This is a genomic window from Streptomyces botrytidirepellens (assembly GCF_003721215.1).
Lineage (GTDB): Bacteria > Actinomycetota > Actinomycetes > Streptomycetales > Streptomycetaceae > Streptomyces > Streptomyces himastatinicus.
Genome location: NZ_RIBZ01000873.1, coordinates 1 through 14,665, shown reverse-complemented (window position 1 = coordinate 14,665; position 14,665 = coordinate 1). Strand labels below are relative to the sequence as shown.

Genomic DNA, 14,665 nt, shown 5'->3' with positions numbered 1-14,665 from the left:
TGCGGATCACTGCCCGAGGCTCGCTGCCGCAGGCAATGATCCGCCGGACAGGGCCTAGTCGTCGCCCAGGGCGAGGAGGATCACGAAGTGCTCTGCGGTGGTTCCGGCAACGACAACATCGATGCCGTGCCGGGTGACGGGCGTCCACGCGCGGCCGTTGCCCATGGCCTCCGTGTTCGTGACCCAGCTCGTGCCCCGACCGAGCAGCTTCGCCACCCGCGTGGCCGCCCGCTCCGCGTGATCGCGATCCCGGAGAAGGCTCCGAGAGTAGACGAGATCGAAGGCCGACAGGTTGGTCATCAGCGCGATCGCTCCCTCCGCGTCCACGGGCCGAAACGCTGCCTCGATCTCGCGGGCAGACGCGGGGCCGACCGCGCCCGCGACAGCCTGATGCGCCCAGTCGTGCTGCGCGACCATGACGAGGTCGAACACCTCCTCCGCGACGGTGGCCTTCGATATCGCGCCCCAACTGGCGTAGACATGACTCGATGCAGCCAGCGAACGCAGCAACGGTGCGATTTCCTCCGAGATCTCCATCCGGGCATCCTGCCAGGCCCCACTCCATGAGAGGACTGGCATTTCGCTGGCTGACGGTCGAGGGCGCGTCGGCGCTCAGTGCTCGGAGTTGGTGCTGCTTCGTCCGGCATCGCGGCGGATGTCGGGCATGCCGAGATGGACGGTGGACGGTTGCGCTGCACGGTCACGCATGGCCTCCAGCTTCTGCGCGGCAGCGGCCAGGGTGGTCTCGATCGCGGCGACCTCACCGAGCCAGCCCTGGTCCTTGGCCTCCTGGAGCCGGTCGATGAGGTTGCCGTGGATCTCCTGGAGGCGTGGCATCTGGGCCGGGTCCACGAGAAGTAGGGGACACCTGACACAGGCGTTTTCATGCTGGCAGGGGGTCGCGTAGTCGCGGCCGCAGGTTCCCAGGGCGACCTTGCGGAGTTCGAAGTGCGACAGGAACTCTTTCCACTCGGTGGCGGTGAGCTCGCGGTACTCCTCGCTGGGCCGCTCGGTTCTGCGGCGTGCGATGAATGCCCGGTGGTGGGAAATCACATCTTCCGGGTAGATCGCGGCATAGCCCATGGTCGTGTCCAGAGCGGCGTGGCCGCAGATCTTCGCAGCGATGTGCGGGGGCAGTCCGGAACGGATGGCGTCGGTCACGAAGATCCTTCTGAAGTCGTGGGGGCGCCATTCGAGCGGATCGCCGGCCACGGTGATCTGAGCGGACTGCGAGGTCGCGACCAGGCACTCGCGGATGTAGCTGCGGGTCAGCGGCCGGTCCTCGGTGCCGTACCGGCGTTGGAACAGAAACGGCATGGGCGGGCTCCAGGTCTGCTCGAACACGTCGTATGCCGACACCAAAGGAAGGGCGACGTTCCCGGCCCGGACCCGGAAGATGACGGCCGTCAGAACCTCCGCCAGCTCCGGGGAAACCAGCAGCAGACGCTCCGCATCGGTCTTGGACGGGGCGACCTGCAGCATCGGTACCACCTCGCCGGTGGTGGGCAGGGTATAGGCGATGAAACTGTGGTGCGTGAGCTCCAGCATCTCCTCGATCCGGATGCCGGTGTGCCGCAGCACCTCCACCGTCGCCCAGGACCAGAAAGCCGCCTCCTCCTCGTGCGTCAGGTTCCGCCGCCTGTCGGTGGCCACCTCGGTGGCATAGACGCGGCCGGCCTGCCCGGACCGGCAGCGTTCGAACTCCTCCCCGGCCATGAGGAACCGTCCACCGTCCGGCGTCGCGCGAGCCGCGGTGATGCGAGCCTCGGCGTCCTTGCGCTGCCGGTCGACGGCGCGAAGCAGGGCAGGCAGCAACGGCAGCTGGGTCCTGGTCCGCTGGTCCATCCGGGACTTCACCCCGGACCTGGACTTCTTCGTCGCGCACTCGCTCGCCTTGATCGGACACGGCGCCACCCAGGGCGCCCACCGCGCCGGATCGTCAGCTGCCCAGCGGGCGATGTCCTGGTAGAACGCCCGGACGAACACCAGCTCGCTGCGGAAGTTAACCCGCGGCCGCACCGGGTGGCCCTCGGCGTCACGAATGTGGGCCAGACGTTCCTTCCACGCCTGCGCGACCTCCGGCGCCAGTCGCAGCGAGTCGATGCCCGGATGGTGGATCTCCAGGTCGCGCCAGAACAACCGGCACAGGTTACGGGCGATGGAACGCAGCGAGACGTGGTCGAGCTCGGGAGCCCGCTCGGTGAAGTATTCGACCAGCAGATCGCGGACGGCCCGGCACTCGATGCCGTACCCGTCGACGATCTGCTCGACGCTGCGACGGCCCTCGATCCTAAGCACCCGCAGCCGCAGTGGTGCGCTGGCCGGGAGCACGCCGGTCTCCTTGAGTAGGGCGTAGAACAGCGGCCGGCCCGCGCTGCCCCGGAAGTGGTGTTCCTCCAGCGCGGCTGTCAGCTCGATGCAGTCGCCGACGGTGATGTCGCTGACCCGGCCGCCCTTTCGGATCACGATCCAGGTGAGCTTGTTCAGGGCGTCGGATCTGGCCGCGGCTGTCGCGTGCTGAGCCAGTTGGTCGAGCCGCTGAAAGGCGTCGGGGTCGCTGGCGGCCCGGGTCGCGGTGAGCATCACTGTCAGACGTTGCCGCAGCAGCCACAGGTAGCTGGGGCGGATCGCCCGCCCGGCGACCAGGAGCGCCAGTCCCGTGGCCAGTTCATCGCGCTGGTGGCGCTTGATTACGCCGCGTCCCTTCAGGGGCAAATCGGTCCACTCGAAGCCGGCGGCGTCCGCTCCGCTAGCCATCCAGCGGTCCTGCCAGGTCTCTCCCGGCTGACCTTCGAGCCAGTCCAGCGCCTTGCTCAGGCCCCGCCGCCGCGTCTTGTCGCGGGTGAGGCCCGCACTGGGGTCGGTGAACAATCCCAGCAGCCGTTCGACCAGGCTCTCCCGGCTCTGACGGGTCTGCCACCAGCTCGCTTCGCACCCCCGCGGTTCCCACTCCAGAGGCTTGTCCTCCTCCGGTGACTCGACGGGCGTGGCGACCGCAGCCTGCGCGATCGGATTCACCGGCGATCCCCGTTGGCAGTCGATGTGCCGAACAATGCTGCCAGCACTTCGGGGCGGTAGCCGGGCGCCGGCGGGGCCGGCGGCTTGGCCAGCTCGGTGCGCTGCCGTTCATGGTGTGCCAGGACGTGGGCGACGACCTCGTCGGGAGTGGGAACGATGTAGATCTCCGTGGTGGTGATGTGGGCGTGACCAAGGACCCACTGCACGTCGGCGAGGGTCAGATTCGGGTCACGGACCATCCTCTTGGCCGCGCTGTGTCTCAGGTCGTGCAGGGTCCAGTTCGCGCCGAGCAGCTGGTTGGCGCGGGTGAAGAGCATCCTGGCCGCGTCGTACTCCAGCGGGCGAAAAGGCCGGCGAAGTGTCCACCACAACGGCTCCGACAGGCCCTTGGGGACCGTGCCGCGGAGCTCCTGCTGGTAGAGCCGCAACCACACGAACGCGTCCGCGGAGGCCGGAAGGTGCTGGAGAGTCTGGCTGCCCTTGCGGACCACGCCGATCGTCTGGTCCTCGGGCGCGACCAGGCCCTGCTCGACGCCGAGCAGCTCAGAGGCGCGGGCGCCGGTGGAGATGTAGAACGCGATCAGGGCCCTGTCCCGGTTGCACTTCAACGCGGCGAACAGGTCGTTGAACGCCTGGTCAGGAATGATCCGAGGGGTCGGCTTGGGTTCCTTGGGCTGATACGTGCCCCGGCGGGCGGGGCGCCGGAAGGGCTGCATCGGGTTGTGATGCGCATTCGGACTGCTTTCCTCGGCGGCACCGCCCTGAGGGAACGGATTGATCAGCGGTCGGCCGTGCGTCTCGCGGTGGTACTCGTAGAACGACCGGATCACCGCACGAGCGTGCCGCCTGGTCCGAGCGGCATAGTTCTCGCCGGGCGCGGCCTTCCCCGTGACCGGGTTTACCGAGCCCGGTGAGGGCGCGTCGGGACGGCGCTGCCGCGGAGGCTTCTTCGTGGTCTTCAGCCACAGTGCGAAGTCGCGGGCCTCGACTCGGCTCGCGAGATACCAGGGCACGTCCACCGCGTGTAAAAACCGGACCCATGCCAACAGCTCGTAGGCGTAGGACCGCAGCGACGCCGGACTCGCGTCGTCAGCAAGCATGTGGTGCAGAAACTCACTGACCGCCGCCACCTCGGAGCCATCGGCGTCCATGAGCCGGAACGGTCGCAGCGGGTCCCCGCTCTTCTCAACGCGGCCGACCCGCGCCACTCTCAGTGCCGCCACATCCCGGACCGTCGTGCTGTGCTCTGACATCCGTACCTCCACGGGTCGACCGACTCGACGACACGCGATGAGACCAGATCCGCCCGGACACACGCAGTCACTACGGAGCTCCAGAAGCAGCTACAACGTCTTCGCGGTCACTATGCGTTGACTTCAGCACGAGCCCAGGAAACGTCCGACTTAGTTCGGTCAACGGGACGTGTTCGTGGATGCAGTCGGTGCCGAATGCCCGGCCGCAGGTGCCCACCGAGAGCTTGCGATGCTCGAAGTGCCCCAGGAATGAGTCCCATTCCTCCGGGGTCGGGATGCGGTACTCCTCGCTCGGCCGCAGGGTCCGACGGCGGGCGATGGCGCGGTTGGAGATGACCGAGGGCTACCCGGAGGACAGCGAGCTGAAGCGAGGAGGTACCGGCCGCGGACCGGTTCGACTGCTGGCGCGAGCTTACGATCCCCAAGCGCGCGCCGCGGGACGATTCAACTCGGCGAAGCCGGGGGTGCCGACCGTACCTAGACTCGGCCCATGGAGATCCCTGACACCACCGCGCTGGCCCGCGACCTCGCCCCCACCGGAGTGCTCCGCGCCTCCATCAACCTCGGCAACCCCGTCCTCGCCCAGGGCACCGCGGACGCGCCCCGCGGGGTCACCGTCGATCTTGCCGGTGAGATAGCCCGACGCCTTGGCCTGCCCGTGGAGTTCCTCTGCTTCGACGCGGCCCGCAAGTCCTACGAGGCAATGGCCACCGGCCGCGCCGACCTGTGCTTCCTCGCCATCGATCCGGCCCGTGAGGCGGAGATCGCGTTCACCGCCCCGTACGTACACATCGAAGGCGTGTACGCCGTCCCGGCCGACTCCATGCTGCGCACCCCTGAAGACGTGGACCGCCCGGGCATCCGCATCGGCGTGAAGCAGGGCTCCGCCTACGACCTCTACCTGACGCGCACCCTGCGCCACGCCACCGTGGTCCGGGGCCCGGATGGGGTGGACGTCTTTCACACCGAGAAGCTGGAGGCCGCGGCGGGAATCCGGCAGCCACTCACCGCACACCTCGCCGAACGACCCGAACTGCGTCTCATCGAGCCCGCATTCATGACCATCCGGCAGGCCCTCGGCACAACGAAGACGCGGCATCCGGAGACGCTGCGGTTCCTGAGCGAGACGGTGGCTCACTTGGCGGCGTCCGGGTTCGTCGCCCAGGCCCTGAGCCGGTCCGGACAGAACCCGGCACTCGCCGCACCCACGGAGCAATGACCCAGAGGACGGCTCGCCCTGATCTGTTCGATGACCGCTGGGAGTTGAACGAACCCACGCTGACCCCGGCCGGGGGAGAGGGGGCGGGGTGCCCAGCCATCGTGTGATGTCGAAGGGCGGGCGCGTGGTGTTGTCGAAGAACGCTTGGCTGTCGTCGTAGTGCGCTGGACCTGGGTCAGGGGCAGGGCCACCACGCTGGGCCGGATTCGACGTCAGGCCCGAGCCGACCCGGGAACCGGGCCCGGCAGCTGTCGTCCGCAAGCGATGGTCAGTCGAGCCGGTACTCCCATCCCTCACGCCAGCCGAAGTCGGCGTTCACCAGATCTTCCAACGGCTTGCCATCAATGACATGGTCGAACGCCCACCGCGTGGCGACATGTCCGATGACCAGAACCCGAGTATCGGACCAGCGCGAAGGCAGATCTGCTAGGAAGCGGCCCGCACGGTCCACCGCCTGACGCCAGCTCTCCCCGCCCGGATAGGGCTGGTCGAGGTAGTGGGCGCGGTTGCGATGCAATTCCGCCGCGGGCATTCCGTTCCCGTCACCGTAGTCGCATTCCCGCAACCGCCAGTCGTGCAGCACGGGCATGTCAGTGCCCTCGAACGCCAGGGACGCCGTCTCGACCGCACGTGCGAGATCCGAGGTGAACACGGCGCTGATGCCGTCTTTCTGTCGCCGGTCACCCAGTTCCACGGCCAAGCGTCGTCCGCGCTCGGAGAGCCGTCCAGGCAACCAGCCCGTAGCGATTCCATGATCGTTGTCCTGGCTCCACGCGTGCGTCTCGAAAACGATCTCTACCGACATGCCGTAACGCTAAGCCACTCTCCGCGGCCTTCCCTCATGCTTCTCCCAGAGCGGACGGTCAAACCACCGTCCCCGGTGGTCTCACGCGCGGTGAGCCGCCTCACCACCGGCTGAGAAGTGGTCGGTGATCACGCCAGGAAGTTCGTCAAGGCCCTCGACGCGGGGGACGGTCAGCGCCCCGGACGGGCGGGAGCCATGACGGTCCAGCCATACACCGCGCAGTCCCGCCTCGGTGGCGGCCTCGGCGTCCGTGCCCAGTCTGTCCCCCACATAGACCACCCGCTCCAGGGGCAGCCCAAGGTCCGCACAGGCCGTACGGAAAATCGCCGGGTCGGGCTTGGCGGCCCCCACCTGGCTGGAGGTCGTAACGTGCGGTAGCCAGTCCGCGAGCCCTGTCCGGGCGATCTTCCGCCGTTGCTGATCGGCATCCCCGTTGGTGACGACACCAAGCTGGAGCCGCTCAGGGCGGTCGGCCAGCGACCTCAGTGCCGGCAGGGCGTCGGGGTAGGCCCGCCACTCGGCTTCGTACCACGCCAAGTACCGCACGAACCAGGCATCCGCCTGCTCATCCGACCACCGGCCCAACCCGCACCTCTCCGCCAGGCCCGTCACTCGCAACCGGCGCTGCTCCTGGAAGGTGACTTCACCTGCCAAGTAGCGGTCCATGGCCGAAGTCTCCAGCTCGCGCCACCACCGGACGATCCGCTCAGGATCGATTCCGGGCAAGTCCCCGCGGGCGAGCACGGTGGCCGCGACAGCGGCGTCGGAGGCGGCGTCGTGGTCGAGCAGCGTCCCGTCCAGGTCGAACAGCACCGCCGCGCAGGAGAGCGTCATGTCGGGGATCTTTCATCGTTGAGGTACGGCTGCTTCGGTACCTGCGAACCGGGACGTTCACACTCCTCGGCGTGAGGCGAAGAGCCGTGGGGCGAAGGCGCGGGCTGTGGTGGCGAGTTCGGGAGTGTGGCCGGCGCCCTTGACCGTCGCGGAGATGATATCCGCGGTTATCGGCGCCAAGGTCACCCCGAGCATGGAGTGTCCGCTGGCGACGAGCACGTTGTCCTTGCCCGGCAACGGCTCCGATGGCGGGCAGCCCGTCAGGTGTCGTCGGAGGGTGTCCGGTCCAGGTGCGTGGCTGCTGCGTCGGTGCGTATCCGGGCAGGAAGTCGCGGGCGGCGCGGGCGATGCCACGCACACGGTGCGGATCGATGGTGGCGTCGGAGCTGCCGAATTCCATCGTTCCGGCGAAGCGCAGCCGGTCCGACAGCGGCGTGACGGCCACCTTCGCCTCGCCGAGGTACACCGAATGACGCAACGTCACCGAGTTGGTGATGTCGTCGAAGCCGTCCCTCTTGCCGGGCTGGATGGGCAGCGGGCACCCGCCGAGGCGTGCGAGCGGACCCGTGTGTGCACCGGCCGCGAGGACGAACAGGTCGCCGTGGATCTCCTCGCCCGCGGCGAGGAGCGAGGTGGCCGCGCCGCCGCGGGACCGGATGTCGGTGACTCGGCTGTTGTGCAGGAACCGGACGCCGAGCTCCCGGCAACGCTCTTCCCGGCCCTTGACGAGGCTTACGGGATCCAAGTGCCGTTCTTTCGCGCAGTGGAGGCCCGAACGCACATGGGGCCGAGGGCGGGTTCGAGATCCCTGATCTCGTCACCGGAGAGCGGGACGGCGGCGTGGCCGATCCGCTCCATGGGGGCCGTTGCCTCGCTGGCATTCCCGGGTGTGGAAGGCCAGGAGCTGGCCGGTGCGGTGGTGTTCGAAGCGCACGCCCGAGCATCCCGGGTGCGGGCACGGGGGCCGACATGATCGCGGTCGGATGCGAGCCGATAGGCGGTGGCCAGCCCGATCACTCCGGCACCGACGATCACTGCGCTGTCCGTCATCGTTGTCCTTCCTGCGGTGCGGCCGGGTCAGCGGAGGGACTTCTCGGCGAGCAGCCGGGCGATGGCCCAGTCCTGCATGGCGATGCCGACGGTCTTGAACACGGTCCGCTTGCCGTACTCCGCAGGGGGCGAGGTCAGCGCGGTACGCAGTTCTGTGAGGGCGTCCTGGGTGATGGCTCCGATCATCTGGTCGTTCGGGCTCATGGTCATCCCGCTCGCCGTCCTGGGACTCGTCCCCGCGGCGCCCGTCGGGGTCGTCCTCGCCTGCTTCTGCGCCTACGCCCTCTTCTCGGGCGGCCCGAGCATCCTCGAGTTCATCTACCCCACAGAGCTGTTCCCGACGGAGGTGCGCGCGCCACCGCGGTCGGCATCGCCACGGCGATCAGCCGCATCGGCGCGGCCGTCGGCAGCTACCTGCTGCCCATCGGTCTCGACCGCATCGGCGTCGGAACGACCATGCTCATCATGGCCGCCATCACCCTGCTGGGCTTCGTCGTCTGCGTCACCCTGGCCCCGGAGACCCGCGGACGCCGACTCGCCGAGGCGAGCGGTGTCACCTCGACCGAGCCGGAGGCGGCGGTTCAGCCTGCTGCGTCCACGGTCCGCTGATCCCGCTGGGATGGCTGTTGCGGCGCAGCGGCGCCGCTCCGTTCCATCTGCGCCCACCGCCCCGTCGCCAGCTCCAGGGCGTCGTCCGGGAGCGGGAGCTCGGGGTGGGCGGTCAGCCGCACCCACTCCAGCAGCTCGCCGGACGGGCCGCCGTGGACGCGGATGACCGCGGTGAGCACCGGGGTGTCCGGGGCGATCCCGAGGTGGCGGCGGACCAGTGGCGACGGATTGTCGGCGCGCAGCGACCGGCGGACGGCAGTGATCTCGTACCGGCCGGAGAGGATCTGGAGCATCTGCTGGGTGCGCAGTTCCTCCAGCGTGTGCCGGGCGCCGACCTCCGGGGGCTGTACGTGGTGGGAGACGAGCAGGGGCTTGCCCGCCCGCTCATGCGACTGCACGCACTGCCACAGCGCGCTGCCGGGCGTCAGCCCGAACGCCCGGCAGGCCTCGGCGGGGGCGGTTTCGATCCCCACCCGCAGCGGCCGGAAGGCGTCCGGGGAGCCCGCGCTGTCGAGGACGAACCACACCGGCCCGTCGCCGGGCGGCTCCGGCGGGACGTACGGGGACGTGGTGCGTCGACCACGCCCCCGTACGACGAGCCCTTCCCGGGCGAGCCGCTCCAGCGCGCGCCGGGAGGTGATGAGGCTGACCCCGTACCGCTCGGCCAGATCGCGCTCGCCGGGGAAGCCGGTGCGGCCGACCCACAGCCCGTCCAGAATCTCGGCACGCAACTGCCGGTACAGCTGGACCTGCATGGGGATGTCGGGGCCGAGAACATCGGCGTCCCCCTTGCCGGGGTGCGGGCTGCTCGGGGCGGGGAAGGCGTCCTGCCAGGTCATACCCGGCAGACTAGTGAGGTCAGTGGGCGTGGTGGGGCGAGGTGAGGTAATGCTGCCGCAGCAACTCCTTGCCGTAGTCATTGCCGTGGGGCGTCCGGACGACGGCGTGGACGTGCATCTGGGTCGCCGGGTCGCCCTGTTTGGCGCCGTACGCCCCCGCCAGCGGACCCGGTGCCTGGCAGTCCAGCTCGATCCAGATCACCGGGGAGTGCACCCGGCAGTAGAAGGCGGAGTCGGCCGCGGTGCCGCCCGCCCAGGTCAGACGGGTGTCGGCGAGATGCTTCCGTACCTCCTTCATCTTCGCCCGCGCCACGTCGGCCTTCGCCTTGCCGACGAAGCTCTCCACGAGGGCGACCAGCTTGGTCCGCTGCGCGGCAGTGAGCTTCGACCCCTGGATGCCGGTGTACGCCTGGACCGTGTTGTCCGCGAAGGCGCCCGCGACCATGGACTCGCCGGATTTGTCGGCGGAGGCGATCGCGACCGCCTTCTGCTCGCTCGTCAGGGAGTTGATGAAGTCGAGACCGGCCTTGATCTCGTCCTGGCAGACACTGACGGTCGTCCCGTCGATCTGCATCGTGGTGGGCTCCGAGCCCCAGAAACACGGGCTCATGACGACCTGGTCACCCAGCACGAAGTAGTTGATCACCAGATGGTGGCCGTCGATCTGCCAGCCCCAGGGCGCGGTGGCGGACGGCTCGCCCATGACGGTGAAGTAGAACGCCTCGTCGTTGAAGGACTTGGTGTTCCCGATGGCCTCGCCCGCCGCCTGGTTGAGCTGGCGGATCTTCTCGGTCGTCTCCAGGCCGTCCGCGCTGAGCGAGGCTTTCAACAGGGCGGTGGTCAGGGCCTTCTGGTCGTCGGAGAGGTCGGCGAGGCTGACGCCGTTGCGCTCGTAGGAGTCGATGTTGCACCACTGGCGCCACTCCAGGGAGTGGATGGTGAACTGCGTCTCCTTCTTCTGCGGGTCGCTCAGCCCGGCCAGGAACGCTTTCGCGGCGGCGGCCACGGGAGCGGTGTCGACACCTTCGGAGTGGATCGTGAAGAGACCGTCGATCTTCCTGCCGTCGGTGGTCAGGCCGAAGAAGTCGTCGGTGACGGCCAGGTTCCCCGGGCCGCCGCCGGGCCCACCCGGACCGCCGGGCCCGCCGGTGGGAGTCGCGGTGGGCCCGGCGCTCGGTGTGGCGCCCGTCCCCGTACCGTCGTCGGCCATCGCCTGAACCGCGGCCCCGCCGCCCATGCCGGCCACGGCGGTCGCCCCACTGGCGATCATCAGCCGCTTCATGAACGCGCGCCGGTTCGTCCCCGCCCGCTGTTCCGTCATTCCTGCCCCTTCGCGGTATGTCCCGTGGCGGGTCGGATGGCCCGCCGACGAAGAGGAGGCTAGGGACGCCGTATAGGGGGAGGCTGGGACGAGCCTGTGGACCGGATATCACACACCTGTAGGGGATTTCCCCGACGGATCAGCCTCAGGGCCTCCGCCGCTCAGTAGCCGACGCGGAAGGTCGCGTCCTGCCGCTCGGTCGCCGTGGAGATGGGGTCGATGCGCAGGACGTAGTTGGAGTGGCGGATGTAGCGGGTGGGGTTGTTGTACGAGCGGAAGGACGTCCAGGTCGAGTCGGCCAGACCGGCCGTGCGGTAGAAGGTGGCGTCCGCGGCGAACGTCGACGTCCCGTCGTTGACGTCGAGTCGGAGTTCGTAGTTGTAGTGGCGCAGGTGGCGGGTGGGGTTGTTGACCGACTGGAAGGACACCCCCGAGCTGTCGGCGAGGCCCGGCACCAGCTTCCACAGCGAGTCCGTGTACAGGTCGAAGGGATACGTGTCGATGCGGCCGACGTAGTCGAAGTGGCGGACGTAACGGTCCGGGTAGTTGTACGACTTCAGCCGGTTCCAGGCCGGGGCGCCCCACTTGGCGATCAGGTTGTTGTACTCGGCCGCCGTGATCGTCGTGATGCCGCAGTGCTTGGAGTTGACGGGCTGGGTGTAGGTCTTCTGGTCGAGTGCGGTCCAGGTGCCGGAGGCGAGGTCGGTGCTGCGCCAGGCGTAGAAGACCCCGTTGGGGGTGTAGGTGTCGCCCCACAGGTACCAGGTGTTCGAGGTCAGGGACTTGTAGACGGTCGGGGCCTCGGTGCCGCCGTGGGCGACGCCGGTGCTGAACTCCTTGAAGCTGCCCGGGTTCAGGGAGGTGGAGCGGGCCGCCACCAGCGTCTGGCTCTTCTTGAAGAACAAGTAGTTGTAGCCGTTGACGCCGACGGCCATGTCTCCGTCGATCACGTCGTAGCCGGGGTCGAAGAAGACCTGCGGGGCGGAGGCGGTGACGAAGTCGCTGGTGTAGTTGACCATGATCACGTTGTGACCGCTGGAGTTGACCGAGGAGTAGATGACCGCGTACTGCCCCCTGCCCGCGTCCCAGAAGGCCTCGGGGGCCCAGCTGTGGGTGGTCATGTCGTGCAGCTTCAGCCGCCGGTAGCCGGTGAAGGTGCGTAAGTCGGCGGAGTCCCAGACGTGGATGTACTGGCTGTTGTAGCTCCAGTCGGTCCCCTTGAGGTCGGTGGCGAGGACGACGAACCTGCCGTCCTGTTTGCGCATGAGGAAGGGGTCGCGCAGGCCGAGGGCGCCCGCGGTGGGGGTGACCAGGGGGTTGTTCTGGTTCAGCGGCGTCCAGTTGAGGGAGTCCGTGCTGACGGCGAGGTGGAGGCCGTAGTCGGTGCCCGCGCCGAGGCTGGTCGACTCGGTGAAGTAGCACATCGCATAGGCCGAGTCTGCGGCGTGGGCTGTTCCGGCGCCGAGGGTCAGCGCGCCGGAAACCGCCAGGGGAGTGGCCGCGGCCATGCCGAGGAAGCGGCGGCGGGACGGCTGGGAGCCGGGGCGGAGCATTGCACTCATCTTGGTCTCCAAGGGAGGTGCATGAGCCGGGCGAGCGGCCGCGGCTCGTGGGGGGGCGGGGGCATGGGATGTGCGGCCAGGCACCAGATGATGTCGATATTTCGAACAAAGTTCGGTGAATCGATCAGAAGGTAGACCGTGACAGCTGGTGCGTCAATCGCTGGGAGGGTGACCGCGGCCGGGGAGGCGTGCACGATCACCCCGGAACGCCGTTCCCGCATCCCTGGTGTATCGGCAGGTGTTATAGGGAATGCCTATGGCGTCGTGCTCGCTGGATTCGTCAGGATCGCGCTCACGACAACATCGAAGAGGTGATCGGCGCGCGGGGCGAGTGAGGGTTGGTCGCTGAGCCACGCGAGCGACCCGGCCGGCCCGAACAGGTCGGTGCCGTCGATGTCGGTTCGCGCCATGCCCTCGGCCTGAGCGCGGGCAAGGAGTCGCGTGCCGGCGGCGCGCATCGTGACGCACGACGTATGAAGTGCGGACTCCGCGTCCTCGATGGCAGCCACCATCAACGCCACAACGCCGCGATAGTTGTGCGCGCATGCGACGAAGTCGCGCAGCCACGACACCAGCGCATCGTCGGGCGAGCTCGACGTTTCGACCTCACCTGCCCTTGCCGTCAGCTCGTCGAAGCTCGTACGGAGCAAGGCCTCGAACAGCGCCTCACGCGTCGGGAAGTGGCGGAGCAGCGTCGCGAGCCCCATATCGGCCCCGCGTGCGATGTCGCGCATCGATGCCTCGACGCCTTGCTCGGTGATGACGGCGCCCGCAACGGTGAGCAGGTGGTCGTGGTTCTTCCTGGCGTCGGCTCGCATCGCTCCCACTTGGCTTCCGGATCAGTGATCCGTATTCGGATCAGTGATCCGGATACATGGATCGCTGATCCGATCAGCGTATCCCGTGGTAGGGGCAGGAGAAGACGATGCCGACACACACGATGCGGGCGATCCGCCTACATGAGCACGGCGGCCCTGAGGTGCTGCGTGACGACGAGGTGCCGATTCCCGAGCCGGGGCCGGGTGAAGTGCTCGTTCGCGTGCATGCGGTCGGGGTCAATCCCCCCGACTGGTACCTGCGCGACGGGCTGACCAATCTGCCCCCGGAGACGAGGCCGAAGTTCAGCTTGCCCGTGATTCCGGGGACCGACGTGTCGGGCGTCGTCGAGGCCGTCGCCGACGACGTGGACGGCTTCTCCGTCGGTGATGAAGTCTTCGGCCTCCTTCGGTTTCCCAGCTTCGACGGCAGCGCGTACGCCGAGTACGTGGCCGCGCCCGCGTCGGACCTCGCGCGCAAGCCGACCGGCATCGATCACGTGCACGCCGCCGGGGCGCCCATGGCGTTGCTGACGGCGTGGCAGTTCCTGATCGAGGTCGGACACGATCACCCGTCGCCCTTCCAGGCGGCGCGGCATCGCCCGGTGGCGCTCGACGCCGACACGACGGTGCTCATCAACGGGGCCGCGGGCGGCGTGGGGCACTTCGCGCTACAGCTGGCGAAGTGGAAGGGCGCACGGGGCATCGCGGTGGCGTCGGGCGCGCATGAATCGTTCCTGCGCGAGCTCGGCGCCGACGAGTTCATCGACTACACCAAGAGTCGTCCCGAGGAACTCGTGCACGACGTCGACCTTGTTCTCGACGCCGTCGGTGGCCCCGGGAGCAGTCGCTTCCTGCGTACGCTCAAGCGTGGCGGCGCCCTGTTCCCCGTGTTCTTCGGTGACTTCGACGAGGAGGAGACCGCGAAGCTGGGCGTCACGGTCTCGGGCACCCAGGTGCGCTCGAACGGCGCGCAGCTCGCCGAACTGGGTCGCCTGCTCGACGCGGGCACGGTTCGCGTCGCGATCGACAGCACGTTTCCGCTCGCGGATGCCCGAGCGGCGCACGAACGGGCCGCCCGGGGGCATATCGAAGGCAAGATCGTGCTCACGGTTGCTTAAATCTGCCGCAGGCGATCGCCGAGACGGTCGCATTCCTGATGCCCGACGGCGCCGCGTACATCATTCGCGGGAGACGGCTTCCGGGCGCACATCCACCGCGAAGAGCCGTAGGGGACCGAACTGATCGACGAGGGGACCTAGGCAGTGTCTCGCCGATCATCGGCTCGTTGGATGGTCATGAGGGATGTGCCTGAGATCTCCGATGCCGCGTGGGCGGTG

At 68.5% G+C, this 14,665-nt stretch carries 14 protein-coding genes; 3 read left to right on the top strand and 11 right to left on the bottom strand.

What is annotated here, in order from left to right; translation table 11 throughout:
• Positions 1-54 precede the first annotated feature (54 nt).
• The 3 genes from EEJ42_RS47570 to EEJ42_RS47560 all read right to left on the bottom strand — a co-directional run bounded on the left by EEJ42_RS47570 (position 55) and on the right by EEJ42_RS47560 (position 4,271).
• The gene (locus EEJ42_RS47570) at positions 55-537 is read right to left on the bottom strand and encodes a hypothetical protein (protein ID WP_123108373.1); all 483 of its coding nucleotides are present in this window, start codon (positions 535-537) and stop codon (positions 55-57) included.
• 75 nt (positions 538-612) lie between these two features.
• Complete coding sequence (locus EEJ42_RS53610; protein ID WP_246097949.1) at positions 613-3,018, bottom strand: site-specific integrase; 2,406 nt, start codon at positions 3,016-3,018, stop codon at positions 613-615.
• Positions 3,015-4,271: a tyrosine-type recombinase/integrase gene (locus EEJ42_RS47560; RefSeq protein WP_123108372.1), complete on the bottom strand. Its 1,257-nt coding sequence runs from the start codon at positions 4,269-4,271 to the stop codon at positions 3,015-3,017. Before EEJ42_RS47560 ends, EEJ42_RS53610 begins: the two co-directional genes overlap by 4 nt.
• Positions 4,272-4,761: 490 nt before the next feature.
• Between EEJ42_RS47560 and EEJ42_RS47555 the strand changes: the two genes are divergently transcribed.
• Positions 4,762-5,490, top strand: a complete 729-nt coding sequence (locus EEJ42_RS47555; protein WP_123108371.1) for a transporter substrate-binding domain-containing protein — start codon at positions 4,762-4,764, stop codon at positions 5,488-5,490.
• 268 nt (positions 5,491-5,758) lie between these two features.
• On the opposite strand, the gene EEJ42_RS47550 is transcribed toward EEJ42_RS47555, so the two are convergent.
• The 4 genes from EEJ42_RS47550 to EEJ42_RS47535 form a co-directional block, all read right to left on the bottom strand.
• Positions 5,759-6,295 carry a histidine phosphatase family protein gene (locus EEJ42_RS47550; RefSeq protein WP_123108370.1) on the bottom strand — a complete coding sequence of 179 codons (537 nt, stop codon included), beginning with the start codon at positions 6,293-6,295 and terminating at the stop codon, positions 5,759-5,761.
• Positions 6,296-6,376: 81 nt separating this feature from the next.
• Positions 6,377-7,108 carry an HAD family hydrolase gene (locus EEJ42_RS47545; RefSeq protein ID WP_246097953.1) on the bottom strand — a complete coding sequence of 244 codons (732 nt, stop codon included), beginning with the start codon at positions 7,106-7,108 and terminating at the stop codon, positions 6,377-6,379.
• The gene (locus EEJ42_RS47540) at positions 7,002-7,910 is read right to left on the bottom strand and encodes an NAD(P)/FAD-dependent oxidoreductase (RefSeq protein ID WP_246097947.1); all 909 of its coding nucleotides are present in this window, start codon (positions 7,908-7,910) and stop codon (positions 7,002-7,004) included. Before EEJ42_RS47540 ends, EEJ42_RS47545 begins: the two co-directional genes overlap by 107 nt.
• Positions 7,911-8,206: 296 nt before the next feature.
• Positions 8,207-8,389 (bottom strand): hypothetical protein, encoded by a 183-nt coding sequence (locus EEJ42_RS47535; RefSeq protein ID WP_246097957.1) that lies wholly within the window; start codon positions 8,387-8,389, stop codon positions 8,207-8,209.
• Here EEJ42_RS47535 and EEJ42_RS47530 point away from each other — a divergent pair.
• Positions 8,345-8,788, top strand: a complete 444-nt coding sequence (locus EEJ42_RS47530; protein ID WP_246097951.1) for an MFS transporter — start codon at positions 8,345-8,347, stop codon at positions 8,786-8,788. The two genes, EEJ42_RS47535 and EEJ42_RS47530, sit on opposite strands and share 45 nt — an antisense overlap.
• Here the strand turns inward: EEJ42_RS47530 and EEJ42_RS47525 are convergent.
• From EEJ42_RS47525 to EEJ42_RS47510, 4 genes are all read right to left on the bottom strand, one after another.
• Complete coding sequence (locus EEJ42_RS47525; protein WP_184503617.1) at positions 8,761-9,627, bottom strand: GntR family transcriptional regulator; 867 nt, start codon at positions 9,625-9,627, stop codon at positions 8,761-8,763. The two genes, EEJ42_RS47530 and EEJ42_RS47525, sit on opposite strands and share 28 nt — an antisense overlap.
• Before the next feature lie 19 nt (positions 9,628-9,646).
• Positions 9,647-10,948, bottom strand: a complete 1,302-nt coding sequence (locus EEJ42_RS47520) for a DUF3500 domain-containing protein (RefSeq protein ID WP_123108367.1) — start codon at positions 10,946-10,948, stop codon at positions 9,647-9,649.
• A 161-nt stretch (positions 10,949-11,109) separates the two neighbouring features.
• Positions 11,110-12,510: a glycoside hydrolase family 43 protein gene (locus EEJ42_RS47515; RefSeq protein ID WP_246097945.1), complete on the bottom strand. Its 1,401-nt coding sequence runs from the start codon at positions 12,508-12,510 to the stop codon at positions 11,110-11,112.
• Between the two features lie 254 nt (positions 12,511-12,764).
• Positions 12,765-13,328 (bottom strand): TetR/AcrR family transcriptional regulator, encoded by a 564-nt coding sequence (locus EEJ42_RS47510; protein ID WP_123108365.1) that lies wholly within the window; start codon positions 13,326-13,328, stop codon positions 12,765-12,767.
• A gap of 107 nt (positions 13,329-13,435) precedes the next feature.
• Here EEJ42_RS47510 and EEJ42_RS47505 point away from each other — a divergent pair, with 107 nt between their 5' ends.
• Positions 13,436-14,446 (top strand): NADP-dependent oxidoreductase, encoded by a 1,011-nt coding sequence (locus tag EEJ42_RS47505; protein WP_184503616.1) that lies wholly within the window; start codon positions 13,436-13,438, stop codon positions 14,444-14,446.
• Positions 14,447-14,665 lie beyond the last annotated feature (219 nt).